At 47.1% G+C, this 25,892-nt stretch carries 25 protein-coding genes; 11 read left to right on the top strand and 14 right to left on the bottom strand.

Annotation, left to right across the window (positions count from 1 at the left end; all coding sequences use genetic code 11):
• Positions 1-31 precede the first annotated feature (31 nt).
• The 7 genes from manA to ACH97_RS05040 form a co-directional block, all read right to left on the bottom strand.
• Positions 32-982, bottom strand: coding sequence for a mannose-6-phosphate isomerase, class I (gene manA / locus ACH97_RS05070; RefSeq protein ID WP_048350730.1), 951 nt, complete (start codon positions 980-982; stop codon positions 32-34).
• A gap of 375 nt (positions 983-1,357) precedes the next feature.
• Positions 1,358-1,804, bottom strand: coding sequence for an anaerobic ribonucleoside-triphosphate reductase activating protein (gene nrdG / locus ACH97_RS05065; protein ID WP_020453157.1), 447 nt, complete (start codon positions 1,802-1,804; stop codon positions 1,358-1,360).
• Positions 1,801-3,669 (bottom strand): anaerobic ribonucleoside triphosphate reductase, encoded by a 1,869-nt coding sequence (locus ACH97_RS05060; RefSeq protein ID WP_020453158.1) that lies wholly within the window; start codon positions 3,667-3,669, stop codon positions 1,801-1,803. Before ACH97_RS05060 ends, nrdG begins: the two co-directional genes overlap by 4 nt.
• A 172-nt stretch (positions 3,670-3,841) precedes the next feature.
• On the bottom strand, positions 3,842-4,825 hold the full coding sequence (gene kdgT, locus ACH97_RS05055; RefSeq protein ID WP_041817338.1) for a 2-keto-3-deoxygluconate transporter: 984 nt from the start codon (positions 4,823-4,825) through the stop codon (positions 3,842-3,844).
• A gap of 85 nt (positions 4,826-4,910) precedes the next feature.
• Positions 4,911-5,525: a bifunctional 4-hydroxy-2-oxoglutarate aldolase/2-dehydro-3-deoxy-phosphogluconate aldolase gene (locus ACH97_RS05050; RefSeq protein WP_020453160.1), complete on the bottom strand. Its 615-nt coding sequence runs from the start codon at positions 5,523-5,525 to the stop codon at positions 4,911-4,913.
• A 5-nt stretch (positions 5,526-5,530) separates the two neighbouring features.
• Entirely contained in the window at positions 5,531-6,496 is a 966-nt protein-coding gene (locus ACH97_RS05045) for a sugar kinase (RefSeq protein WP_020453161.1), read from the bottom strand.
• Between the two features lie 102 nt (positions 6,497-6,598).
• Positions 6,599-7,615 (bottom strand): LacI family DNA-binding transcriptional regulator, encoded by a 1,017-nt coding sequence (locus tag ACH97_RS05040; protein WP_020453162.1) that lies wholly within the window; start codon positions 7,613-7,615, stop codon positions 6,599-6,601.
• A 255-nt stretch (positions 7,616-7,870) separates the two neighbouring features.
• Here ACH97_RS05040 and kduI point away from each other — a divergent pair, with 255 nt between their 5' ends.
• On the top strand, positions 7,871-8,698 hold the full coding sequence (gene kduI / locus ACH97_RS05035) for a 5-dehydro-4-deoxy-D-glucuronate isomerase (RefSeq protein ID WP_020453163.1): 828 nt from the start codon (positions 7,871-7,873) through the stop codon (positions 8,696-8,698).
• 15 nt (positions 8,699-8,713) lie between these two features.
• Entirely contained in the window at positions 8,714-9,478 is a 765-nt protein-coding gene (kduD, locus tag ACH97_RS05030) for a 2-dehydro-3-deoxy-D-gluconate 5-dehydrogenase KduD (protein ID WP_020453164.1), read from the top strand.
• A 43-nt stretch (positions 9,479-9,521) separates the two neighbouring features.
• Here the strand turns inward: kduD and ACH97_RS05025 are convergent, their stop codons facing one another.
• Complete coding sequence (locus tag ACH97_RS05025; RefSeq protein ID WP_020453165.1) at positions 9,522-10,655, bottom strand: zinc-dependent alcohol dehydrogenase; 1,134 nt, start codon at positions 10,653-10,655, stop codon at positions 9,522-9,524.
• Between the two features lie 141 nt (positions 10,656-10,796).
• On the opposite strand from ACH97_RS05025, the gene ACH97_RS23710 reads away from it, so the two are divergent.
• Positions 10,797-10,934 carry a hypothetical protein gene (locus ACH97_RS23710; protein WP_023857161.1) on the top strand — a complete coding sequence of 46 codons (138 nt, stop codon included), beginning with the start codon at positions 10,797-10,799 and terminating at the stop codon, positions 10,932-10,934.
• 56 nt (positions 10,935-10,990) lie between these two features.
• On the opposite strand, the gene ACH97_RS05020 is transcribed toward ACH97_RS23710, so the two are convergent.
• Positions 10,991-12,364, bottom strand: coding sequence for a sugar porter family MFS transporter (locus tag ACH97_RS05020; RefSeq protein WP_020453166.1), 1,374 nt, complete (start codon positions 12,362-12,364; stop codon positions 10,991-10,993).
• Between the two features lie 297 nt (positions 12,365-12,661).
• On the opposite strand from ACH97_RS05020, the gene ACH97_RS05015 reads away from it, so the two are divergent.
• The gene (locus ACH97_RS05015) at positions 12,662-13,618 is read left to right on the top strand and encodes an LCP family protein (RefSeq protein ID WP_020453167.1); all 957 of its coding nucleotides are present in this window, start codon (positions 12,662-12,664) and stop codon (positions 13,616-13,618) included.
• 188 nt (positions 13,619-13,806) lie between these two features.
• Positions 13,807-14,667: a Cof-type HAD-IIB family hydrolase gene (locus tag ACH97_RS05010; protein ID WP_020453168.1), complete on the top strand. Its 861-nt coding sequence runs from the start codon at positions 13,807-13,809 to the stop codon at positions 14,665-14,667.
• 38 nt (positions 14,668-14,705) lie between these two features.
• On the opposite strand, the gene ACH97_RS05005 is transcribed toward ACH97_RS05010, so the two are convergent.
• The 5 genes from ACH97_RS05005 to pgsB all read right to left on the bottom strand — a co-directional run bounded on the left by ACH97_RS05005 (position 14,706) and on the right by pgsB (position 19,404).
• Positions 14,706-15,950: a C40 family peptidase gene (locus ACH97_RS05005; protein WP_020453169.1), complete on the bottom strand. Its 1,245-nt coding sequence runs from the start codon at positions 15,948-15,950 to the stop codon at positions 14,706-14,708.
• Between the two features lie 454 nt (positions 15,951-16,404).
• Positions 16,405-16,572, bottom strand: a complete 168-nt coding sequence (locus tag ACH97_RS23705) for a hypothetical protein (protein WP_020453170.1) — start codon at positions 16,570-16,572, stop codon at positions 16,405-16,407.
• Complete coding sequence (locus ACH97_RS05000) at positions 16,569-17,738, bottom strand: CapA family protein (RefSeq protein ID WP_020453171.1); 1,170 nt, start codon at positions 17,736-17,738, stop codon at positions 16,569-16,571. Before ACH97_RS05000 ends, ACH97_RS23705 begins: the two co-directional genes overlap by 4 nt.
• Before the next feature lie 19 nt (positions 17,739-17,757).
• A complete protein-coding gene (gene pgsC / locus ACH97_RS04995; protein WP_003185831.1) occupies positions 17,758-18,207 on the bottom strand; it encodes a poly-gamma-glutamate biosynthesis protein PgsC in 450 nt (149 codons plus the stop codon).
• 15 nt (positions 18,208-18,222) lie between these two features.
• Positions 18,223-19,404, bottom strand: coding sequence for a poly-gamma-glutamate synthase PgsB (gene pgsB / locus ACH97_RS04990; RefSeq protein ID WP_003185833.1), 1,182 nt, complete (start codon positions 19,402-19,404; stop codon positions 18,223-18,225).
• 819 nt (positions 19,405-20,223) lie between these two features.
• Here pgsB and ACH97_RS04985 point away from each other — a divergent pair.
• Genes ACH97_RS04985 through rbsB form a run of 6 tightly spaced genes read left to right on the top strand, consistent with a single transcriptional unit; the run spans position 20,224 to position 25,892 of the window.
• Complete coding sequence (locus ACH97_RS04985; protein ID WP_020453172.1) at positions 20,224-21,204, top strand: LacI family DNA-binding transcriptional regulator; 981 nt, start codon at positions 20,224-20,226, stop codon at positions 21,202-21,204.
• Between the two features lie 2 nt (positions 21,205-21,206).
• Positions 21,207-22,088, top strand: coding sequence for a ribokinase (gene rbsK / locus ACH97_RS04980; protein WP_026080750.1), 882 nt, complete (start codon positions 21,207-21,209; stop codon positions 22,086-22,088).
• A complete protein-coding gene (rbsD, locus tag ACH97_RS04975) occupies positions 22,085-22,480 on the top strand; it encodes a D-ribose pyranase (RefSeq protein ID WP_020453173.1) in 396 nt (131 codons plus the stop codon). The genes rbsK and rbsD overlap by 4 nt, the downstream gene beginning before the upstream one ends.
• Before the next feature lie 37 nt (positions 22,481-22,517).
• A complete protein-coding gene (locus ACH97_RS04970; RefSeq protein ID WP_020453174.1) occupies positions 22,518-23,999 on the top strand; it encodes a sugar ABC transporter ATP-binding protein in 1,482 nt (493 codons plus the stop codon).
• Between the two features lies 1 nt (position 24,000).
• Positions 24,001-24,963, top strand: a complete 963-nt coding sequence (rbsC, locus tag ACH97_RS04965) for a ribose ABC transporter permease RbsC (RefSeq protein WP_020453175.1) — start codon at positions 24,001-24,003, stop codon at positions 24,961-24,963.
• A gap of 14 nt (positions 24,964-24,977) precedes the next feature.
• The gene (rbsB, locus tag ACH97_RS04960; RefSeq protein ID WP_020453176.1) at positions 24,978-25,892 is read left to right on the top strand and encodes a ribose ABC transporter substrate-binding protein RbsB; all 915 of its coding nucleotides are present in this window, start codon (positions 24,978-24,980) and stop codon (positions 25,890-25,892) included.

Genomic DNA, 25,892 nt, shown 5'->3' with positions numbered 1-25,892 from the left:
AACGGCCTTCTTTTGCAGACCGTCAAGCTTTTTATATGTGTGACACGATAAGTTCGCATGTTCCTTCTATTGTAAAATCATTGGTTTCGGCCGGAAGGATAAAATTTGTTCCTTTGCTGATCGGAAATAATTCGCCGCCCTGAGTGAGCTTTCCTTCTCCTTCAATCACGCTGCATAGCAGGAAAGGGGCATCCTGGGTCAGCTCAGTGGCACCGTTGATCTCCCATTTGTATACGGAGAAGTATTCGGCTTCAACAAATGTCTTAATGGTAACACCTTTTTGAGTTTCTGTCGATTCGTCAACATAGCTGTCAACGTGCGGTACTGTTGTGACATTGATCGCCTGTGTCAGGTGAAGCTCGCGCTTTTCTCCATTTTGATCGGTCCGGTCATAATCGTATACCCTGTACGTCGTATCAGAGCTCTGCTGTGTCTCCAAAACGACCGTCCCTTCGCAAAGAGCGTGAATCGTGCCGCTTGGCACAAAATAAAAATCGCCCGGCTTGATTTTGATCCGCCTTAACAGGTTGTCCCAATCACCGCTGTTGATCATGGTGACCAGCTCTGTCCGCGTTCTCGCCGTATGGCCGTAAACGATCTCGGCACCTTCTTTGCAATCGATGATATACCAGCATTCCGTCTTACCGAGTTCCCCGTTTTCGTGTTCGCCCGCATAATAGTCATCGGGGTGGACTTGAACGGAAAGATCTTGATTGGCATCAAGTATTTTCGTTAACAGCGGGAAACGGTCTCCCTCTGCACCGCCGAACAATTCGCGGTGCTCGTCCCAAAGCTCGGCAAGCGTTTTTCCTTTGTAAGGACCCGAAGCAACGAGGTTCGGCCCGTTTGGATGGGCGGAAATGGCCCAGCATTCACCTGTCAAATCAGAGGGAATGTCATAGCCGAATGTCTCGCGCAAAGCCGTTCCCCCCCAGATCCTCTCTTTAAACTCAGGCTGCAGAAATATCGGTGATTGAGTCATGTTGCCATCTCCTCCCTTAATTCACGATTTTCTTATGTAAATAAAACGCTTTCTTTTATTGATAGACATGTATGATAAAATATAAACCTTTTCATATTTATTATGACGTTATCTCGATAGAAGTCAATGCCGGAAAGGAAAAACAGAAGCCCCAGAGGCTTCTGTTTTAGATTGTTGACAAAATCCCAAAACGGCTTTTTGTTTTGGGATTTTGTCATCCTTTCAGCGTGATTGAAAACCCTTGCAGTCTAGGAAGGCCGAGCATCGGAGCGGAGCGAATGTTGGAATTCGTGAGCACCGACGCGCAGGCCTGACAACGAATGCGAGGGTTTGTCGACACGCTGAAACAGAAGCCCCGGAGGCTTCTGTTTCAGATTATGCCAGCTCGATAATGCGCTGGTTTGAGCTTCCTCTGTAAAGGAGCGTCAAGTCCCTTTTTTTGATTTCGAACGGGCCGTCTACCAGGACATCGCAATAGGCCAGCAAGGCGCTGTGCTTTTCATTTTTCAAGATTTGTTCGTACGTATAGCCGCTGTAAAGCCAGATGTCTTTTTCGGATTGCTGCTTAATTCTCTCAGACAGTTCGATCAGTTCGCCCGCATGCAAAAGCGGCTCTCCTCCTGAATAGGTGACGTTTGTAAGCGGATTTTTCATAATTTCCTCAAATACTTCGTCTACACTCATATCAAATCCGTTATTGATATTCCAGCTTTGTTTATTATGGCAGCCTTCACACATATGCGGGCAGCCCGCTAAAAACACGACTGTTCTCAGTCCTTCTCCGTCTACGATGCTGTCATGGATAATATTCATCACTTTCATAGGTGCTTCACTCTGTCCTTTTCTTCTTGTCTTTTCGCCGAATTCCACTTTGACATATCTCCGACTAAATATCCCGTAATCCGTCTGATCCGTTCAATCAAAGCCTCATCGCGATTTTTGCACTGCGGGCACTCGTTATCGATGATTCCGGTAAATCCGCACGCCTTGCAGTGGTCGACAGGATGGTTGATCGAGGCGTAGCCCATGCCTGACCGGCGCATGGCGGTCACAATCATGTCCATCGCTTTAATGTTTTTTTTCGGGTCTCCGTCCAGCTCGATATAGCTGATATGCCCGCCATTGCACATCAAATGGAACGGCGCTTCTTTTCTGATCTTTTCAACCGCAGTCAGCTTATAGTGAACAGGGATGTGAAACGAGTTCGTATAGTAGATCCGGTCTGTGACATTGTGGATCGAACCGAACTCCAATTTATCTTTTTTGACAAATTTCCCTGAAAGTCCTTCTGCCGGTGTGGCGATCAAGGAAAAGTTCAGCTTGTGTTTTTCTGTGGCTGCATCGGCCTTATCTCTCATCGACTGGACGATTTTTTTGCCGAGTTCAAACGACTCCTCGCTTTCTCCGTGATGTTTTCCGGTCAATGCAGTCAAAGCTTCAGCCAGTCCGATAAATCCGATGCTCAATGTTCCGTGCTTTAGCACATCCTCGAGCGTGTCCTCAGGATCAAGCTTCTCGCTTTCATGCCAGATGCCTTGCGAATACAGGAACTTAAAGTCTTTTGCTCTTTTTTTGCATTGAAAGGCGTACCGTTCAAGCAGCTGTTGAATCGTTAATTCCATGTAGCGGTTTAACAAAGCAAAAAACTGTTCAACGTTTTCGCTGAGCAGCGCTATTTTGACAATGTTGATCGAGGTGAATGACAAATTCCCTCTGCCGATGCTGTTTTCTTTCCCATGAATATTGGACATGACGCGCGTTCTGCATCCCATATAAGCGATTTCGCTTTCCGGTGTTCCGTCATAAAAAGGTTTATTCACGGGCGAATCGATAAAGCTGAAGTTCGGAAACAGCCTTTCAGCGCTTGTTTCCAATGCAAGCCGGTACAAGTCATAGTTAGGGTCTGTTTGATCGACGTTGACGCCTTCTTTCATTTTGAAGATCTGAATCGGAAAAATCGGCGTCTCACCCTTGCCGAGACCTGCTTTTGTCGCCTTCAGAATATTTTTGATCAAAAGGCGGCCTTCCCTTGACGTATCCGTGCCGTAATTAATTGAAACAAACGGAACCTGTCCGCCGCCCCGCGAATGCATGCTGTTGGCATTATGTATAAAGGCTTCGCACGCTTGGTAAGTTGTGTTGTCCGTTTCTTCCCACGCTCTTTCCCTTATCTCTTCTTCTGTCAAAGTTGTCGGGTATTGTTTGATTTTCGCGAGATGCTTTTCGTACGTTTTGCGGACGTAAGGCGCCAGGTCGTAATCGAACATCGGAAATGACTGGCCGCCGTGCTGCATATTTTGATTCGATTGAAAAATGATGGATGCGAGTGACAATGCGCTCATAATGTCCTTCGGTTCCCTGAGGGAGCCGTGGCCTGTATGGAATCCGTCTTTTAACAGCCGGCCCAAAGGTATCTGGCAGCAAGTCGTTGTCCCGCTCGGCATATAGTCTAAATCGTGCGGATATATCAAGTTGTCATCGACTGCTTTCTTGATTTCCGGCGACATTAAGTAATGGAGCGCATAATGTCTGGAACTTTCGGATGCAAACCGGCTCATTTGCCCCATCGGGGAGCGGCCGTCTACGTTGGCATTTTCCTGCATAATATCGTGATCTCCATACCCGACGATATCATGAAATGTTTCTGTCAATTGTAATAATCCCTGTTCTTTAAAGCCTGTTGTCATCCTAATCTCTCCTAAAAAGTAGCATATATAGTGTCCATCTTTTCATGAGACACTATATATTGATATTAGCACAAATGATACCCGTTAAATTTAGCAATTTGGTGACGTTATTTAAAAACGGTCAAAAAAAAAAACGCCCCGGACAACATGTCCCGGTGCGTCAGCAACGAAATTACTTGTAATCGATCGTCATTTGTTTCGGAGGTTTTCTTTGTCTTGTCCGTTTTTCGATCCAGACGGTTGCAAGCGGCGTCAGAAGCGAGGTGACAATGACGCTTGTCGCGATGATCGCGGTCGCTGAATCAGCCACCGGCGCAAACACGGGGTTTGCATCGGCAAGCGCATACGGCACGGCTACCGCAGCCCCGGCCGTTGACGATGCTGCGACGCCCGCGACGCCGTCTCCTCTTGCGACAAAGCGGTCCAGCAGGTAAAGAGAAGCACCCGAGAGAACGACGACTGATACGCCGACAACAATGCCTAAAAGGCCGGATTGGATCAACATTTTAAAATCGAGCGTGTTTCCTAGTGAAAATGCGAAGAACGGAATGATCGCCGGTACGACTTTTCCGAACAAATCGCGCAATTCAGGGTCAAGGTTTCCGAGAATGCAGCCGAGTAAAAACGGGATGACGGTTGCAGCCAGCGTCTCCCAGGGAAATGCCGCGAGCCCTGTCACACCGAAAGTGACCATCGTCATAAACGGGCCCGATTCCGTGCTGATAAAGGCGAAAGCACCGGCGTCTTCCTTTCTTCCCATATGGTTCATTAACGCCAAATACAGACCGCCGTTCGTTTCATTCATAACGGCTACAATAGCAAGCACTGACAGCCCGGCAAAAAAACCGCTTTGAATGCCTTCGTCTGGAATGAACTGCGCTGCGATCAAACCCAATAATGCGGCAATGCCGACTTTGCCGATCAGAAGTGTCAGTCCCTTCCTCGCAATATATCCTGAAGAACGAAAATCTATTGTTGCACCAACGCAAAAGATAAATACTCCTAAAATCGGCAGCGTTCCAGTAATCAGGGCGCCTGTAAATCCGCCGAAAAACTCCGCGGTTCCCGGAGCAAACGTATTCAGCGTTGCGCCCAGAAAGAGCGGAATGATCATCATGCCGCCCGGCACACGTTCAATCGTTGCTTTAATTTTCATCATTTTTTCTCCCATTCTAGAAATTAATGAAAAAGCAAAGCTGTCGATCTTGCAAAACCTGAAGTCTTTTCACGCTGCGCACGCTTTAATTCTGCCGAATCCGACGCTGAAAGATACGCTGGATATCCGCTTCTGACACTTTGTTCAGCTGGCTTCCCACTCCAACTGCCAATGCTCCGGCATCGAGCCATTTCTCCACATCGCCCGGATGGATCCCGCCTGTTGGTATGAATCGAACCTTCGGAAAGGGGCCGGCGAGGTTTTTCATGTAAGGAATCCCGGAAGTCCCCCCTGGAAACAGCTTAAGAACCCGAAAACCCTTTGAGACCGCTTCCATAATTTCGCTCGGTGTTAATACGCCGGGAATAAAAAATGTATGCAATGAGGCGGCTTCCTCAGCCAATTTTTCCGAAAAACCCGGACTGACGATGAATTTTGCCCCCGCTGCCGCGGCTTCCCTCGCCTGTTCGCTCTCAACCACCGTTCCGGCTCCGACAAGAAGGCCGTCTTTTCCTGCAAATTTTTCAATCAGCTCAGACGCTCCCGGCGTCGTATATGTGATTTCAATCGCAGTAATTCCTTTGTCGATCAATCTGTGAATGCTTTCCTCAGCAGCTTCCTTATCGCCTGCGCGGACGACCGCGATCAGCCCGGCCTCGGCCAGCTGTTCTTGCACTTTTCCGATCATAGACATTTCCATTACGGTCAACCTCCTGTTTTTTGGTTGTTTGCCTCTATAGCCATAAAAGCTTTCAATTGATCCCTTGACGGCAGACCGTCCATATCACCCGGAGCCATGACGGCCAGCGCTCCGATCGCATTTGCCCTCTGAACTGCTTCTTCCAGCGGCAATCCGTCTAATAGACCGCTGATCATGCCGACGGCAAAACCATCACCAGCGCCAACGGTATCAACAACCTTCTCCACCTGATAACCCGGTACATAACCCTCTTTGTCATGTGTCCGGTAATAAGCCCCCTCTTTTCCAAGCTTGATGACAATTACCTTGACCCCCTGCATCACATAATATTTAGCGATATCCTCGGGAGAATTGCTGCCTGTCAGGAGTTTTCCTTCATTGATCCCAGGCAGAAACCAGTCTGCCTGCGCGGCGATCTCATTAATCGTGTGAACCATTGTCTGCTGGTCCGGCCAAAGCTGGAAGCGGAGATTCGGGTCAAACGAAATCGTCTTCCCGTCTTTTTTCATCTGGTGAACGGCGTGGCGGGCGAAGCCCCGCATTTCTCTTGAAAGGGCAGGAGGTATGCCTGTTACATGCATATGTTTGGCTTGCTTGAAATACTCTGCCGGGTAGTCATCAATGCTCATCGTGCTTGCGGCTGATCCGCTGCGGTAATACGTGACATCAGGGTCTCCGCTTTCAACCTTTGACTTGAGCAGGATGCCTGTCTGCCGGTCTGCACTGCGTTTGACTTCAGAGATGTCGACGCCTTCTTTTTTCAATTCATTTAAAATAAAGGTTCCGAGCGAATCGGCACCAACTTTGCTCATCCAGCCGACCCGAAAGCCCAGGCGCGACAGTCCGACGGCAACGTTTGTTTCCGCTCCGGCAAGAGCCTTGGAAAACGAAGCAGCCTCATGCAATCCGCCTGTTTCATTTGCGTAAAACATAGCCATCGATTCTCCGAAGGTCATCACATCAAGCGACATGATTTCACTCTCCTTTCGAAATGGTACCGGTTTCAAAAATAGTTGCGGAAAAACACTCTCCCCTAAGCTATCGGGTATATGAGTGTCTCCATTTGACGAGTTCTACAGCGACTGTCTGAGAACAAGCTCCGCCTCAAGCTGAATCGTCTGCGGTGCACTTTCATCTCCTTCAATCCGTTTGATGATCCGCTCCATGGCGGCCCTGCCCATTTCATGCGACGGCTGGGCGATGGTGGTAATGCCCGGACCGATCAATTTATACCATTCCGTATCATCAAATCCGGCAATTCCGACGTCTTCCGGAATCGAAATGCCAAGCTCATAAAGGCAGCTGATGATTTTCAGCATCAGAAGCCCGTTGTTTCCAAGAATGGCTTTTTTCCCTTCTTTCATTTCCAAAAAGCTTTTGACGGACTGTAACAGAGATTCTTTGTCTTTGACATCTGCCTCATATACAAGGGGATTGCCGCCGGCATTGCGTTTAAGCGCGATTTCTGTATAGGCGGAAACCCTTTCCTCCCTTGGACTGATCCCTTTAATCGGCTCGGTAAACAGACCGACCTGGGCATAGCCTTTGTCATACATGAGATTGACGATTTGACTTGTCACTTCGCGGTTGTTCGTTGTAACTGCATCGATCTTGAGCCCGGGCACTTTCCGGTCAACGAGCACAATCGACACATCCTGGCTGATTAAATCCATGAGCACATCGTTGTTTCTTCCCGTCGTATTAATAATCAGCCCTTCAATGTAATGCGCGTTCAGCTTGTGCAGCATCTCCCGTTCCTTTTCAGGACTGTTGTCCGTGTTGCAGACCATGATGCTGTACCCGTACTGATCGCAAACCTCTTCCACCCCTCTCAAGGTGGCAACTGAAAACGGGTTTGTAATATCGGCGACCAAAAATCCGATAACCTTGCTTTTTTTCACCTTCAGCCCCTGTGCCATCTGACTGGGGCGGTAATTAAGCTCCTCGATCGCTTTTTTGATGCTTTTCACCTTTTTCGGTGAGATGGCATCAATCTTCCCGTTGATATAACGGGAAACCGTTGATTTTGATACACCTGCATATGCGGCTACTTCGTTGATGGTTACTTTCGCTGTTTGCTTATCCCTCATTCAAGTACTCCTATGACCTTATGATTTGAAACCGATTTCAAAAACTTTATACCATCAGCATATCACATCATTTAAAATTTGGAAGAGTATTTTTAAATATTTCAAGATTGACCTTGACAATATTCAGAAAAAAAAGAAAAGACTGTTGACGCTTTCCATTATTTACTTTAAAATTCATGTTTGAAACCGTTACCAAAAACTTTGGCCCTTTCATTCAAGTCAGTCTAAAAACGTCCAATTCAAGGAGGAGAAGGTATGGAAAATCGTTATTCTGTTCATCCAGAACAAGCGAAACGCTTCACAACCGCAGAGCTTCGCGAGCATTTTTTAATAGAGTCATTGTTTGTTGAAAACAAACTGAACATGGTGTATTCGCATGAAGACAGAGTCGTGATCGGCGGGGCTGTTCCAGTGAAGGAGTCCATCGCGCTCGATGCCGGCGATTTTTTAAAAACGGACTATTTCCTGGAACGGCGCGAAATCGGAATTGTGAATGTCGGGAAACCCGGTGCGGTCAAAGTCGGTGATGAAGAATACGTACTGGAGCACAAAGATTTTCTGTATATCGGCCTGGGAAATAAAGACGTTTCTTTCTCAAGCTTGAATGAAGGCGGAGCCAAATTTTATTTCATCTCGGCGACGGCACATCAAAAGTATCCGGTGCAAAAAGCCTCGCTTTCAGAGCTTCCATACGATCATTTAGGAGAAGAAGCCTCTTCAAATGTCCGCAATCTATACAAAGTGATTCACGCAGACGGCATCCAAAGCTGCCAGCTGATGATGGGCATTACGTTTCTTGAACCCAATAACACATGGAACACGATGCCGGCGCATGTTCATGACCGGCGGATGGAGGCTTATCTGTATCTTGACCTTGCTGAAGATGCAAAGGTGTTTCATTTCATGGGCGAACCGACGGAGACAAGGCATCTTGTCGTCGGCAACGAACAGGCAGTCATTTCACCCGCGTGGTCTGTCCACTCGGGCTCAGGCACATCCAACTACTGCTTTATATGGGCGATGGCCGGAGAAAACTACACATTTAAGGACATGGATGCTGTCCCGATGAATGTCATACGGTAAGGGCGTGAACGTGAGATGGGATATCTTGAATCGTATTTTTCACTTGAAGGCAAAACGGCGCTTGTCACAGGCCCGGGAACGGGAATCGGCAAAGGAATTGCCGAAGCGCTGGCAAATGCGGGAGCGGATATCATCGGCACTTCACATACGAGCGGACTTGATGAAACAAAGCGGCTGATCGAAGAAGCCGGCAGAGCGTTTACATCTTATCAGCTTGATATGGGCAGCCTTGACGAGGTGGAGGCTTTTGCAAAAGAGGTGCTTGACCGCCATCAGATTGATATTCTCGTCAATAATGCCGGGACGATCCGCAGAGAAAAAGCGGCTGATTTTTCCCGGGAGAACTGGGAAGCGGTGATCAATGTCAATTTAAACAGCTTATTTTTGCTGACGCAGGCTGTCGGCCGGCAGATGATTGAGCGAAAGCAGGGGAAAATCATCAATATTGCCTCGCTTCTTTCATTTCAAGGAGGCATTCTCGTCCCTGCATATACGGCAAGCAAGCATGCAGTAGCCGGATTGACGAAGTCTTTTGCCAATGAATGGGCGGCGCACAATGTCCAGGTCAATGCAATTGCGCCGGGCTATATCGCAACGAACAATACAAAGCAGATCCGCGAGGACCAAAACCGCAATGCCGAAATCTTAAAACGGATTCCGGCCGAGCGCTGGGGTCAGCCGGATGACATTGCCGGCGCCGCCGTATTCCTTTCGGCGCCGGCGTCCGATTATGTGAATGGACATGTGCTGGCGGTCGATGGCGGATGGCTGGCAAGATAATGCGCCGAAAAGGCTGCCGGTAGCTCGGCAGCCTTTATCATCGCTATGGCTTCAAAATCACTTTAATGCAATCATCTTCATGGCCGTTGAACAATTGGTAAGCGTGGCCGGCTTCTTCAAGCGGAAGCTGATGCGTAATGATTTCCTTCGGATCAAATTGATTCTCTTCGATCTTCTTGTAAATCTTAGGCATCAAATGGATGACCGGGGCCTGCCCCATTTTCAGCGTAACATTTCTGGAAAAGAACGCGCCGAGCGGAAACATATTATAATTGCTTCCATATACCCCCGTAATCTGTACGGTCCCGCACTTTCTGACTGCCTTTGTAGAAATTTGAATCGGTCCGAGCGTGCCGCCCTGAAGCTTCAGTTTTTGCTCCAGATACTCAAGCGGAGATTTTTTGCCGTCCATCCCCACGCAGTCGATCACGACATCCGCCCCGCCTTTTGTAATCTCCTTTAAATGCTCGCCCATGTCAGGATATTTTGTAAAGTCAAATACTTCGACGCGGTTTAACGCTTCAGCCTGCCTTAGACGGTAGTCCAAGTAGTCTACTGCAATAACCCGCTTCGCCCCTTCCATCCAGGCAAACTTCTGCGCCATTAATCCGACCGGTCCGCAGCCGAGAACAATGACGGTGTCTCCCTTTTTAACGCCAGCGTGAAGCACGCTCCAATACGCGGTTGGCAGGACATCTGATAAAAACAGGAGCGACTCGTCCTCCATCTCGCATGATTCAGGGATGACAAACGGCGTGAAGTTGCCAAACGGCACTTTTAAATATTCGGCCTGTCCGCCAGGGTGGTTTCCGAACTTTTCCGAGTAGCCGAAATATCCGCCTGAATCATAATGGGGATTGGCATTATCACACTGGCTTTCCAGCTTGTTTTCGCAATAAAAGCAATGTCCGCATGCAACGGTAAACGGGATGACGACCCGGTCCCCTTTTTTCACTTTTGTTACATCAGGTCCTGCTTCTTCTACAATTCCCATCGGTTCATGGCCGAGCTGGAAGCCTTTCGGAAGAGGAAAATTCCCTTGATAAAGATGGAGGTCTGATCCGCAAATCGCCGTAGAAGTAATTCTGACAACGATATCATCGCTTCTTTCTATTTTGGCGTCCTCCACCTGGCTGACTTTAACATGCTGAGGCCCTTGAAACGTTACAGCTTTCAAATCGTCACACTCCCATTATCGTTCAGTTGACTTTAGTGTGAGATAAACCCGGGTTCTTATTCAGTTTTTTAAACAAACGTTTCATTAACCGTCATGCAGAGCGGTCATGATTCATACATAGAAGAAAACGGAGGTGTTGGGATGCTGCTGCAAATACTAGTCGGAGGGCTGGTTGTTTTCGTTATTTTCTTTCTCGTGTTTCGGGCGATCAGAACGGGTAATCTGCCGCGCCATGACGATTCGCAGCCAGAAGACGGAGAAAACAGAGATCAGCCATGATTGGCTTGGCTGGCCTCCTCACACAAAAAAGGATGGGGCCATGCCCATCCTTTTGCCTATCGTTCAACCGGCTGCGTGTCAGTTCCCGTGATTCCGCCGTGCCTGTCCCGTAAATCCTGCTCGATTTCTTCAAGGCTTTTGCCTTTTGTTTCTGTTACTTTAAAGAAAACGAACAGGAAGGCCGCGATTCCGATGGCCGCATAGCACAGGAACAGGTAACTGATGCCCATCGCTTCCATGAGGACCGGAAAACTTAATGTCACAATTAAGTTCCCTGCATGAAGCATTAAAGTCGATACTCCGGTTCCCACCCCTCTGACATGAAGGGGGAACAGCTCAGGCAGCACCACCCAGACGATCGGTCCCCAGCTGACGGCAAATACGACAATGAATACACCTAAACAGATGACAGTCGTCCATGCCGCACCAGTCGTATTGCCAAAAAAGATATTGGTGAAAGAAAGCACGATTAAACTGATGACCATGCCGGCATTTCCAAATAATAAAAGCGGCTTCCGGCCAATCCTGTCAATAAAGCGGATCGCCACAAGCGTCATCAGAACATTGATCATACCGATGCCGACTGTCCCCAAAATGGCCGCCGAATCTTCAAATCCGACATTCGTAAACGTTTTTGGGGCATAGTAAATAATCGTGTTGGTTCCGATAAATTGCTGGAGAAACGCCAGTCCGACCCCTGCGATTAACGCCGGGCGCACCCACGGTTCCAGCAGCTCTTTCAAGCCCCCCTGCTCCTGCTTTTCCGCTTCCTTAATTTCTTTGATTTCCTGATCGACCTGCTTTCCTCCCCTCATCTTGGACAAAACCCGTCGCGCTTTCTCTTCTTTTCCTTTTGTTAAGAGCCAGCGTGGGCTTTCCGGCATGAAAAAGATACCGATTAAAAGGCCGATTGACGGAATAAGAGCCAAGCCCAGCATCCAGCGCCATGCACCTGCATCACTAAATGCATAATTGATCAAATAAGAGACCAGAATCCCGATCGTAATCATCAGCTGATTTAATGAAGAAAGCGCGCCCCTAGATTCCTTCGGCGCAAGCTCTGAAAGGTACAAAGGAACAATGGTCGTTGAACAGCCAACCGCAAGGCCGAGCACGATCCTGAAAACCACCATATATTCCGTGCTTGGCGCCAGGGCCGTTCCGAGCCCCCCAATGCAATACAGCACTGCCGCTGACATAATCGCCCTTCTTCTCCCGAAGCGGTCTGTCAGCCTGCCGGACAAACCCGATCCGAAAATCGCCCCAATTAAAATTGCGCTGACAACCAGTCCTTCTGTAAAGGCATTGAGCCCAAGCTCATCTTTCATAAATAAAATCGCCCCGGAAATGACGCCCGTATCATAACCGTAGAGCACACCGCCCAAGGCTCCAAAAAAATAAAGCCAGGCATTCGATCTTTTTCCCTTCATCAGTATATCCTCCTAACAAGGCTTGTCTTTTATAATCTTTAACCTTGTCTCGCTTTCTTCAAACCTAAGAAACTCGGAGTACCATTAAAAGAATTTAAAAATATGAAACATTTTATCTGTTTCATCGTCTTATTTAAGGCGGCAAAATGATTAGATCCCGCGGAATTTCCAGAGAATCCCCATATGCAAAACAGCAAATATCTTGTAAAATCCAAGATTGGGAAATCATTTTTTTATCAAAATTTAGACTTATTCAACAATTGTACGTTTTAATATAAATAAAAGAGGAGCTTATACATGCTACGATCGCAACGAACGAAGAAAAAGAGACTAAGAAAATGGGTGAAATACTCATTGTTTTTCATTGCTTTAATCCTGACGGCGACTGCAGCCGCAGGCGGCTATGCGTACTACAAAGTGGCGAACGCCTCCAAAGATGCGCAAGTCACCCTTTCCAGAGGAGAACAGTCCGTCAAGCGGATTAAAGAGTTCAATCCTAAAAAAGATAACTTCTCCATCCTGTTGATGGGGATTGACGCCCGTCCCGGACAAAGCATGGACAAAGAACGAAGCGATGCGATGGTTCTCGCCACGTTCAACAGAAAAAACAAATCAGTGAAACTATTAAGCATCCCGCGGGATTCCTATGTTAACATCCCTGGACGCGGCTTTGATAAAATCACGCATGCCCACTCATTAGGCGGACGCGACCTCAGTACAGAAACCGTCGAAAACCTGCTCGACATTCCGGTTGATTACGTCATGGAAGCCAATTTTTCAGCTTTCAAAGAAGTAGTTGACGAGCTCGGCGGTGTACCGATCACAATCAAAGAAGACTATATTGTCCGGCAGATTAAAAAGGATACGAAAGGCAAAGTCAATCTCCAAACAGGTGAGCAAACGCTAAACGGAGAAGAGGCCCTTGCTTATGTAAGAACGAGAAAAGCCGATACGGATTTGAAGCGCGGCGATCGCCAGATGGAAGTCATCAAATCGATTATCAACAAATCCAAATCGCTTACTGCCATTCCGGCTTACGACGATATCCTTGATACAGTCGGAAAGAACGTATCAATGAACTTGTCGCTGAATGATGCAATCGGGCTGATCCCGTTTATGACGTCCATTCAAACGATCGATACCCTTCAATTGAAAGGGAGCGATTATCAACCGGGCAAAGTCTACTATTTCCAGCTTGACCAGGAAAATCTCAACGAAATCAAGCAGGAATTAAAACAGCAGCTGGATGTATAATTAGAAAAAGGATGAAGATGATTCATCCTTTTTCTCTTTAATGAAACTCAAGATTTACTATTGAAAAAATCTAAATTTAGGTTTAGCCTTTTACATAACATGTCCTTTTAGGGAATACTGCCGAAGAGAGCTGTTTTTCGCCTCCCGAAAAACGGCAAACTGCTCTTACAGGAGGTTATCTTTACATAATGAGGTTAATTGCGATCGATTTAGACGGGACTCTTTTAAATACAGAAAGCCAAATATCCGCAGAAAACCGGGCCGCTATCAAAAAGGCGCTCATCTCAGACTGCATCGTAACCATTTGCACGGGACGGGCCACATTTGACGTCAAAGCGCTTCTGAACGATTTGGATATTCCGATTATCGCCGCAAACGGGGGAACGGTTCACGATTTCAACTATAAACTCCTAAGCAGAACGTTAATGGACAAGGACGCCGGAAAAAAGGCCGCCCAATACTTAACAGATCATCAAATCTATTTTGAGGTTTATACGGACGATGCGCTGCTTTCTCCTTATGACGGAGAGCAGAAGCTTGAAGCAGAGCTCGATATCGTCACAAGCGCCAACCCTGATGAAGACAGGGATACGCTTTGGCAGGGCGCACTGACTCAGTTTAAACAATTCGGCATCAAACCGGTCCCCGACATTCGCGAGGTTTTTAACGGAGACGAACATATTTATAAGCTGTTGTGCTTCTCATTTGATATGGAAAAACTGAAAAAAGCAAAAGAAGACCTTGCAGCCTTTCCAAAATTGGGACTCACATCTTCCGGAAGACATATCATCGAAATTCTGCCTGATGAATCCGGCAAAGGCCGCGCTTTAAAAGAACTGGCCCGCCACTATGGAATCGAGAAAAAAGACATCTACGCGATCGGCGACAGCCCGAACGACCTGTCAATGTTTGAGGAAGCCGGCCATCGGATCGCGATGGGCAATGCAATCGATGAGCTGAAGCATATCAGCACGTTTATCACGAAAAGCAATGACGAAAACGGCGTCGCTTATTTCATTAATAAACTGCTGGAAAATGAATATCAATAATTAGAAAACCGCTCGAAGATGACTCGAGCGGTTTTCTGCTACTTAATTCTGACGCTTCCGGCGTATTTCTCTTTCCAATAGGCGCTCGTCTCCATATCTGCTGTCGTCACACCGGCAGACAAGGTGACAAGAACGACCTGGCCATTTCCGATATAGATGGCGGGATTCAGAACAGTGGTTCCTTTAAAGAACACGATGTCTCCAGGCTCCAGCTCCTTTTTTGTGATTTTCTTACCTGTACTGTATTGTTTATCAGCGTACCGCGGAAGTTCCACTCCTGCCGCCGTTTTATAGACATATTGGATAAAACCCGCCGTATCAAAGCCTTCTTTAGGCGATGTACCGCCTTTTTGATAACCGACTTCGCCGATATGCCTGATCGCTTCAGATACAATCGGATTTTTCGGGAGGGACATGTTGTCAAAACGTCTGACTCCTGTGAACTTCTTCTGCCAGTAGGAAGCCGACAAGTAAGAGATCGTCACTTTATTTGAACGGCTCGCATGGATAAACCGGCCGCCCCCGGCATAGATGGCGTTATGGGATATTCCCGGTTTGTACGTATTGCTGAAAAACAAAACATCACCCGGCCGGATATCTTCAAGCTTCACCTTTTGACCGACCGCCCATTGCTGTTCCGCCGATCTTGGCAAATAAACACCGAGCACCTCTCTGAAAACGTATTGGGTCAGTCCTGAACAGTCAAACCCGAGATCCGGAGAGTTGCCTCCAAATACATATGGAACACCGACATAGCTCTTCGCTTTTTGAACGACAGGGTCCATAGAAATCTCAGGTTCTTTTGTGATCCTTTTCGCTTTAAGATACCCCGAGCTCCAGTAAGAGCTGCCTTCAAGCTTTGTCACGACAACTCCGTTTGATTTTGTGCTGTGGATAATTTGATCATTTCCCATGTAGATGGCGACATGAGTCGGCCCGTCCGTTTCCAGTTCGGCATTTTTGAAAAAGACAAGATCCCCCTTTTCGAGCTGCTGACGGCCGACGCTGCTTCCAAGGGTCGATTGCTCTTTTACCGTTCTTGGAAGCGTTATATCGAGCGATTGAAACACATATTGTACAAAGCCGGACGAGTCAAACCCCGTTTTCGGCTTCTCTCCGCCGTAACTGTATTTCGCACCCTCAAGCTGTCTGGCGGTTTCTGCTATTTTCTCGCCGATCGTATCGGCGTGTACGTCATTGTGATTCGTTAAAAATAAAAACATCCAAAACACCGCAATTCCACAAAACAAAACCAATTTTTTGTTTGCCGCTTTTTTTATCAATTGTTCTGTTCCTCCTCTTCTTTCCTCTTTCATCGTCATTCAATTGGGATATTTAAAGGACTTTTTTTGCGTGTACAGCAGCGTCATAGCGAGAAGAAACGCGCAGCACAGCATGATCAGCTTTTTCACCTAAGCGCGGATTAAATGGATGAAGGGAAATATTCTAAAGAGGTCATGAACATGAGGTGCAGTTCCCATCCCGAATTGGTAAGGTGATGCATTTTTGAAGCTTAGTCGAAATTTGTCAGTTTTTATTCCCTTCAAAAGAATACAATAAACACGAACCCCAAAACCATGTATATATTCTCCTGATTTTCTATAAAACTTTATACACTGACCGGTTAAGAAAATTGTCGTGTTTCCTTTTCAAATCAGCCGCTTTTCACAGGTCTTTTATAACCGGAATCAGCACACGCAAAAAGAGAGTGCCGGCGGCACTCTCTTTTCTGCACTGTTATTGTTGGTTTTCCGTTGTGTGATCCTGCTGATTCACTTTTTGGATTTCCGTTGAGATTTTAGCTTTTTCATCGTTTGACAATTCATCAGAATACTTGAAAGCAGACATGAATGCAATGATCAACACTAAACCTACGAACGGCCAAATGGCTCTGACAAATTTCATTTGTTCACCACTCCGTTTTTGTTATTTTTCAGTTTGTCCGCATGATCGACTTCAAACGTCAATTTTCCGTTCTCTTCTTTCCAGTCGAGGTTTGTTCCTTTTGTCAATTGACGGAAGATCGCTTTTCGTTTCAAGAAATCGCTCTTGCCTAAAGGCGTCGGTGTTGCTTCGCGAATGTTGAGAGGCGTTATCTCAAAGCGCCCTTTGCCGTCATTCATTAAATGGTATTGTACAAGCGCGCTGTCCCGTGTTCTTGACCAGCCCTGATCAAACACAAAGTTTCCGAGGCTGTAGAAGATCACAGTGCCGTTATACACTTCGATCGGTTCGAGAACATGGGGGTGAGCGCCGATGATGACATCTGCTCCGGCATCCGCAATCGCTTTAGCCAGATCCTTCTGTCTGGCGTTCGGTTCATTGTCATATTCTTGTCCCCAGTGCACGTGGACAAGGACGATATCCGCTTTTTTGGATGCTTCCGCGATCATTGGAATAAAGATTTTCGGGCTGAGCGGCAGCACTCCGCCTCTGTTCTTTTTGGCTGTAAAGTTCTTCGTGTAGACGTCTGTAAAACCGAGCGTTGCGATTTTAACACCGTTCACATCCTGATAGGATACGTGCTGTTTCGCGTCTTCGAGATTATTCCCTGCTCCGACAAGCTCCAAATCCTCATTTGAGAATTTATTCAGCGTATCCTTCAAACCGTCTTCCCCGTAGTCCATCGCATGGTTGTTGGCAAAGTTCAGTACGCTGAAGTTCAGCTTTTTCAATGTTTCGACTGATTCTTGATTCGTTTGCAGATGGATGTTCTTTTCTGCCTCTTGATAGTCCTTTGCATTGGTTACAGGGTTTTCAAAGTTTCCTGTGATAAAATCTGACACATTAAAGTACGGCTTCACATTTTTGAAGACACTTTCCGAACCGTGCAAGTTTGTCACTTTTTCTACGTTTCTTCCCATCATCATATCGCCCACAAAAGTAGCTGTAAGCTTGGCATCTTCTTTTTTGTCCATTTGCGAAGGAGTTTTGGCGCTTCCGACCCAAGTAAAGACAAACATTAAACAGAAAATAACGGGCAATACGATAAAGACGTGCTTGTTTGTTTTCTTTTTCTCCTGCTTCGTCAGCTTCAGCAGTTTTTCCTGAAAGTTCAGTTGTTTTTTCATCGATTTGACACACCTAACTTTAGATTAGATAGTAAGCATACATAATGACGAATGTTGCTCCGCTCAATAAAAGCGTACTTCCAAGCGTAATCGTTAATCCCTGTCTTTGAATGGTATTCGCGATCAGCCCCGGCACGATAATTCCGATTCCCCTGAATTCGGCAATCTCAAACGGCATCACCGGATATATAAAATCAAAACCGATTTTCAAAAGAATTCCCGTAATCAGCATCGCTGCGAATTTTCTGCGTCCATATAGAATCATAATTTTGGAAAGTCCGAATTTCACGATGACATACGTCAGCAAACTGACAAAAAGAACGAGCAACATGAAAATCGGCTGATTGAACACAAGTCCCAAATAACCCGGTACGACGAGGCCGGCTGGTACAATTCCCGTTTTCTCTGCAAAAATCAAACTGAGTAAGACTCCTAAAATGAGGGCGATATATAAATCTGATCCAAACATTGTGTTTTCTTCCTCCTAGCTAACGAGCTGCTTAATCTTGTAATCTTGTATTTTTTCAATGAGAGGCTCCGCTGCTCCGTGGATATTTCCGACTCCGTAAATGACGCGGCCCTCAAGCTTGTTTTTCAGCATAAACATGATTTCTTCCGTTGATTTGTGCTCAAAATCAAACAGCTTGTCCGCAGGAATTTTGCCTGCTTCATATGCTTTGACGATCGGCTCTGTTGTTTCTCCAATCAGCACAAGTTCACTTGCTTCAATATAAGGAAGGACATCTTCCGCAAACTGCTGTGTTCTGTCTACCCTGTCGGCGCGGCAGTTCATAATGACGATCGGCTGATCCGTAGGATAGCCTATTTCTTTTACACGCTTCCATATGTTTAAAGTCGAAGCTGCGTCATTGGCCGCAAAACCGTTGACGAAATGTCCGGGGTTTTTGGCGTTCATCAGCGGCAGAATTCTCATGGCTCCCGGATCAGGCGGCGCATTCAGCATGCCTTTAAAAGCGGTTTCTTCGTCAATACCCAACGCTTGAGCCACACCGAGCGCAAGAGACGCATTATCAGGGAATACCATGTACTCAAACTGTCTGAGGTATTCATCTGTTATTTTAGAATTGTCTGCGACGATGACTTTTGTGTTCCTTTCTTTTGCAATCTGCTTAAAGAAATCGGTATACTCACTATCAGTGATAACTAAATGTCCATTATAAGGAATGGTTGCTGTGAAAGCTTCTGCAATTTCATCCAAAGTCGGTCCCATCACATCCATGTGATCTTCCAGCACGTTCACGATCACGCCGATATTAGCCTGAAGCAATTCTTCCTGAAAGATGATTTGGTAATCAGGGTTAACGGCCATGCACTCACTGACAATCGCATTGGCCCCTCTTTCCACCGTTTCTTTCATAACCTCTTTCTGTTCTCCGATATTCGGGCCTTGAGGTTTTCTTTTGATCGGTTTCTCTTCCGGTGTGTCCCAATAAATCATCCTTGCGTCTGTCCCGGTTGTTTTTCCTACTGTTTTGTAGCCTGCCTCGATTAATATCCCTGTTGTTAATCTTGTCACCGTGGACTTTCCGCGTATCCCGTTGATGTTCACTCGGACAGGCAGCGCATCGATGTTTTGCTGGTGGCGCCTTTTTTCATAAATGCCGATCCCAACAACGATCACACAGGCTAATAGCATTACCCACATTGTTTGTCTACATCTCCTTCTTGGAATCTGATATGTAAATTCATTCATCAGTATATAGGTTCACTATGAAATCACAATCGGCATTATGTAACAGAAGACGACGAAATTTTCCGTGACAAAGATCACCTAGTCCGAGTCAATAATGCCTATCTTTTTATTGATATTTTTGGTAATCGAAAGTTCTTAATTCCTATCAGTTTTTTGTCAGCGTTTTAAGTATGCGCTTTCAAAATTCGACATTATGATTTTTGTACTTTTCTCCCTATTTCTGATGAAAGATTGAAGGATGGATTCAGGGTCTCTTTTTCCCCCGGCTGAAATCCCCTAGAAATGGGCTGTCAACCGGGATATCCCCTTTCTTTTTGTATTTTCGCTCTTTTCCAACAGGTTAAAAAGTCACCAATGTTCCCTCTTCAAAACAAATGCGTCCTATGACAATCAGATCACCTATTAAAAAATGAAAATCTCTTTTAGCATAAAGCGGGATTCATTAACAAATCCAATTTTTTTGTGAGCCGTTCGATTCACCTTATTTCTTTAGATTTTAGGTTAAAATCCTAAGATTTAAAAAGCCATTAATTTTTTTCAACGATAATTCATCAAACTTTAACATTTTTAATTTTTCTTATTATTCTCATTGTTACTGTAGTCGCCAATTTATGCCGAATGAAGGTTATTTTCTATTCAACATACTTGTATATGTCTCTATATCCCAACCCGGCTAAAAATTTTAGCGCCCGGACTTTTTTATTGAGATTTTAAAAGGATCATGATAATCTTTATGTAAACGGTTACACAAATGGAGAGGAGAAGTCTTTTTTGGCTACGATTAAAGACGTCGCACTTGCTGCAAAAGTATCTGTCGCTACGGTTTCCCGGGTATTAAATGAGACGGGATACGTCCATGAAGACACGAGGACACGCGTGTTAAAAGCGATGGAAGAACTGAATTACCACCCGAATGAAGTGGCCAGGTCTCTCTATAAAAGGGAGTCCAGACTGATCGGACTGCTGCTGCCGGATATCACAAACCCGTTCTTTCCTCAGCTTGCGCGCGGCGTTGAAGATGAGATCCACCGCCTCGGCTTTCGGCTCATCTTCGGAAACAGCGATGAAAATTTGGAAAAAGAGCTTGATTATTTGCAGACGTTTAAACAAAATCATGTGGTCGGAGTCATTTCAGCGACCAATTATCCGGATGCGCCAAATTATCAAGACTTGTCCATGCCGATTGTCTTCCTTGACCGGACGGGCGAGAATGCGCCGGCTGTATTCGCGGACAGCCGCGAAGGCGGCAGAATCGCTGCGGCTGAAATGGTCAGGAGAAACGCGAAACGAATTACGCTGATTAAAGGACCGGCCCACCTTCAGACTGCAAGAGACCGTTTCAACGGAGCGCTGGAGATGCTAAGCGGTGCCGATATCGATTTTCATGTTATGAAAACCGAGACATTTTCATTTCCGGAAGCCCAAAAACGGGCAGCGGAGCTGTTTGCCTCCTATCCGGAAACAGACGGCGTAATCGCAAGCAATGACATTGTGGCGACAGCCGTTTTGCATGAAGCCTTAAAACGGAAGATCAAAGTTCCCGACGAACTGCAGATTATCGGCTTTGATGACATTCCGCAAAGCGAATTGCTTTTCCCCTCTTTATCAACGATCAGGCAGCCCGCCTATGAAATGGGAAAAGAAGCGGCAAAACTGCTGCTGAGATTAATGAAAAATGAATATATTGAACAATCGGCAGTGCAGATGCCGGTTGCCTTTATTGAAAGACAAACGACAAGAAAGGCGGAATGACAATGAGTAAAATATGCGTGATTGGCAGCTCTTCGATGGATTTAGTTGTGACATCGCCTAAGCGGCCGGCTGCCGGAGAAACGGTGCTTGGCGAATCTTTTAAAACGGTTCCGGGCGGAAAAGGCGCCAACCAGGCAGTGGCTGCGGCCCGGCTTGGTGCAGAGGTCCATATGATCGGCTGCGTCGGCGATGATCATTACGGAAAAGCCATCCTCGACAATTTTCAAGCGAATGGTGTTTTGACAGACTATGTGGAACCGGTTACAGGTCAGGAAAGCGGCACCGCACATATCGTTCTCGCAGACGGCGACAACAGTATTATCGTCGTCAAAGGGGCAAATGACCATGTCACACCTGAATACGTTCAAAAAGCGCTGCCTGCGATTAAACAGGCAGACATCGTTCTGATTCAGCAGGAGATTCCGGAAGAAACCGTCGATTATGTCAGCGGACTGTGCAGCTCTCTCGGCATTCCTCTCCTGCTGAATCCGGCACCAGCTCGTCCGCTTCGCCCGGAAACGGTCGATCTTGCGGCCTACATTACGCCAAACGAGCATGAAGCTTCGGTACTGTTTCAGGGCATGTCCCGGGAGGAAGCGTTAAAGCGCTATCCGGAGAAGCTGTTCATCACAGAAGGAAAAAACGGGGTCCGCTATCACAATGGTCTGGAAGAAAGGATCGTCCCTTCATTCCCTGTCAATGCAATTGATACGACGGGAGCCGGAGACACCTTCAATGCGGGATTGGCCGTTGCGCTTTCCGAAGGACAAAGCATCGAATCTGCCTTGCGCTTTGCGAACCGGGCGGCTTCCCTCTCGGTTTTGAAATTCGGCGCGCAAGGCGGCATGCCGAAACGGGATGAAGTGGAGCGTGAATTGTCATGAAAAAACACGGGATTTTAAACAGCCATATCGCAAAATTACTGGCCGATCTCGGGCATACCGACACCGTCGTCATCGCGGACGCCGGCCTGCCCGTTCCTCCCGGCGTCCCCAAAATCGATCTTGCGCTGACATTGGGTACGCCTGGATTTCAAGAGGTCACAAAGCTCATCGCCGATGAAATGGCCGTCGAAAAAGTGTCGGCAGCCGAAGAAATAGAAAGCGTCAATCCCGGTCAAGCCGCATTTTTAAAAGCTGAATTTTCAAACCAAAAAATTGACTATATCCCGCACGAAGCATTCAAAAAAGCGACGAGCCACGCAAAAGCGGTCATTCGCACAGGGGAAGCAACACCTTATGCAAATTGCATCTTGCACGCGGGAGTGATCTTTTAGATGTTTACATTCTACATCTGGAAAGAAGGGATAGCCCATGCATATTAAAATGAAGGACATTTATAAAGCTTTTGGCCAAAACCAGGTGCTGTCCGGCGTTTCTTTCGAACTTCAGGAAGGTGAAGTCCACGCTTTAATGGGAGAAAACGGCGCCGGAAAGTCGACACTCATGAATCTGTTGACTGGACTTCACAAGCTGGACAGCGGAACGATCGAAATCGACGGAAAAGAAACGTATTTTTCAGATCCAAAGAAAGCCGAACAGAACGGCATTGCCTTTATCCATCAGGAGCTGAACATTTGGCCTGAAATGACCGTATTGGAAAATCTGTTTATCGGCAGAGAGCTTTCTTCCAAACTTGGATTTTTAAATAACAAGAAAATGAAAGCGCTAGCAAAAGAGCAGCTTGAAAGACTCGGAGTCTCGATTTCTCTTGAAAAAGAAGCCGGAGACTGTTCCGTCGGCCAGCAGCAAATGATCGAAATCGCAAAAGCCCTTATGACAGACGCGAAAGTGATCATCATGGATGAACCGACGGCAGCGTTGACAGAAAGAGAAATTGAAAAACTGTTCGGCGTCATTAGAGCATTAAAGAAAAACGGCGTCTCCATCGTCTATATATCCCACCGCATGGAAGAAATCTTCACGATTTGCGACCGGATCACGGTGATGCGCGACGGAAAAACGGTCGACACGAAACGGATTCCCGACACCAACTTTCATGAAGTGGTGAAAAAGATGGTCGGACGGGAGCTGACCGAACGCTATCCTGAAAGACAGCCAAATCCGGGACGCGTCGTTCTCGAAGTCAAGCAGGCATCCAAAAAAGGCGTCTTCCAAAATATCAGCTTTACCGTCCGCTCCGGCGAAATCGTCGGGATTTCAGGACTGATGGGTGCCGGGCGCACCGAGCTGATGAGGGCGATTTTCGGGCTCGATCCGCTTGATTCGGGAGACATTTTCATCGAAGGCAAAAAAGCGACGCTCAAAAAACCGAGCGATGCCGTTCAAAAAGGAATCGGTTTTATTACTGAGAACCGCAAGGATGAAGGACTTGTGCTCGACACGTCCATCAGGGAAAATATCGCCCTTCCGAATCTCGCCAGCTTTTCACCGAAAGGATGGATTGACAAAAAAAGCGAGCAGGAATTTGTCGACCTTCTGATCAAGCGGCTGACGATCAAAACGGAATCGCCGGAAACCCACGCGCTAAACCTTTCAGGAGGGAACCAGCAAAAAGTGGTCATCGCCAAATGGATCGGAATCGGTCCTAAAGTGCTGATTTTGGATGAGCCGACGCGAGGCGTCGATGTCGGCGCGAAAAGGGAGATTTATCAGCTGATGAACGAGCTGACAGACCGCGGCGTCGCGATCGTCATGGTCTCTTCAGAGCTCCCCGAGATTCTCGGGATGAGCGACCGCGTGCTTGTGATCCATGAAGGAACGCTAAGCGGTGAGCTATCAAGAAATGATGCCACGCAAGAACGAATTATGACACTCGCTACAGGAGGGCGGTAACATGAAAACTCAACCGGCTGTGAAAAAAAGCCTTAATGTCGATTCTGTAATGCAAAAGCTCGGTCCGTTTCTCGGCCTGATTATTCTCGTCGTCATCGTATCAGTATTAAACCCGAGCTTTTTAGAACCGTTAAATATTTTAAACTTGTTAAGACAAGTCGCCATTAATGCGCTGATCGCGTTCGGCATGACCTTTGTCATTTTGACCGGCGGCATCGACCTTTCCGTCGGAGCGATTTTGGCGCTGTCGAGCGCATTGATCGCCGGCATGATCGCCGGCGGCATCGATCCTGTTTTTGCCGTCATCATCGGCTGCCTGATTGGAGCCCTGCTCGGCTTGGTCAACGGGCTGTTAATCACGAAGGGCAAAATGGCCCCGTTCATCGCAACACTTGCGACAATGACGATTTTCCGCGGATTGACGATGGTTTACACAGACGGCAATCCGATTACAGGGCTCGGCAATCACTACGGCTTCCAGCTTTTCGGACGCGGCTACTTTTTAGGCATCCCCGTCCCTGCGATAACTATGGCGGCCGCCTTTATCATCCTCTGGGTGATCCTTCACAAAACGCCTTTCGGCCGCCGCACGTATGCAATCGGCGGAAATGAAAAAGCGGCCCTGATCTCGGGCATTAAAGTTCCGCGCGTCAAAATGATGATTTATTCTCTTGCCGGCCTATTATCCGCGTTGGCTGGAGCCATCTTGACGTCACGGCTAAACTCAGCCCAGCCGACGGCAGGCACTTCCTACGAACTCGACGCCATTGCCGCGGTCGTATTAGGCGGTACAAGCCTTGCCGGAGGAAGAGGACGAATTGCCGGCACACTCATCGGCGTCCTCATCATCGGAACGTTGAATAACGGCTTGAACCTGCTTGGCGTCTCTTCCTTTTTCCAAATGGTCGTCAAAGGTGTCGTCATTTTGATCGCAGTCCTGCTGGACCGCAAGAAATCCGCTTAAGGAGGGCTATACTGATGAAAAAAACATTAACGGTTTTCACCGCATTGGCGCTTCTGTTTCTGTCCGCCTGCTCGCTGGAGCCGCCGGAATGGGCAAAGCCAAATAAAGAAAAAGGAACCGATATCAAAATCGGTTTATCTGTCTCGACTTTGAAAAACCCGTTTTTCGTTTCATTAAAGAACGGAGTTGTCAAAGAAGCAAAAAAACAAGGGATTGAAGTGATTGTCGTCGATGCACAGGATGATTCAGCAAAGCAGACGAATGATGTCGAAGATCTTCTGCAGCAAGGCGTTGACGCTTTATTGATCAATCCGGCCGACTCCTCCGCCATCTCAACGGCAGTCCAATCGGCCAATTCGCTTGGCATTCCGGTCGTCACCCTTGACCGCTCCGCCGAAAACGGAAAAGTAGAAACGCTCGTCGCTTCAGATAACGTAAAAGGCGGGCAAATGGCAGCGGACTTTATCGTACAGCAGCTCGGCAAAGGCGCAAAAGTGGCTGAACTTGAAGGCGTCCCCGGTGCATCGGCAACAAGGGAACGGGGCTCAGGGTTTCATAAGACCGCTGATGACAAGCTGAATGTGATCGCCAAGCAAACAGCCGACTTTGACCGGACAAAAGGGTTGAACGTTATGGAGAACCTTCTTCAAGGAAATCCTGATATTCAAGCGGTTTTCGCCCATAATGACGAAATGGCGCTCGGCGCGATTGAAGCGATCAGAAGCTCAGGGAAAGAGATACTTGTCGTTGGCTTCGACGGCAATGAAGATGCGGTTAAAGCGGTTCAGGCCGGAGATATGTCGGCCACGATCGCCCAGCAGCCTGAATTGATCGGCAAGCTCGCCGTACAAGCGGCCCGCGATATTTTGAACGGCAAAAAAGTTGAAAAAACGATACCCGCACCGCTCAAACTGGAAACGAAAAAGTAA

Origin of the sequence: Bacillus paralicheniformis, assembly GCF_001042485.2 — a bacterium.
GTDB classification, from domain to species: Bacteria; Bacillota; Bacilli; order Bacillales; family Bacillaceae; genus Bacillus; species Bacillus paralicheniformis.
The sequence above is the reverse complement of the archived record's forward strand: the minus strand, read 5'-3'. Positions and strand labels throughout refer to the sequence as shown.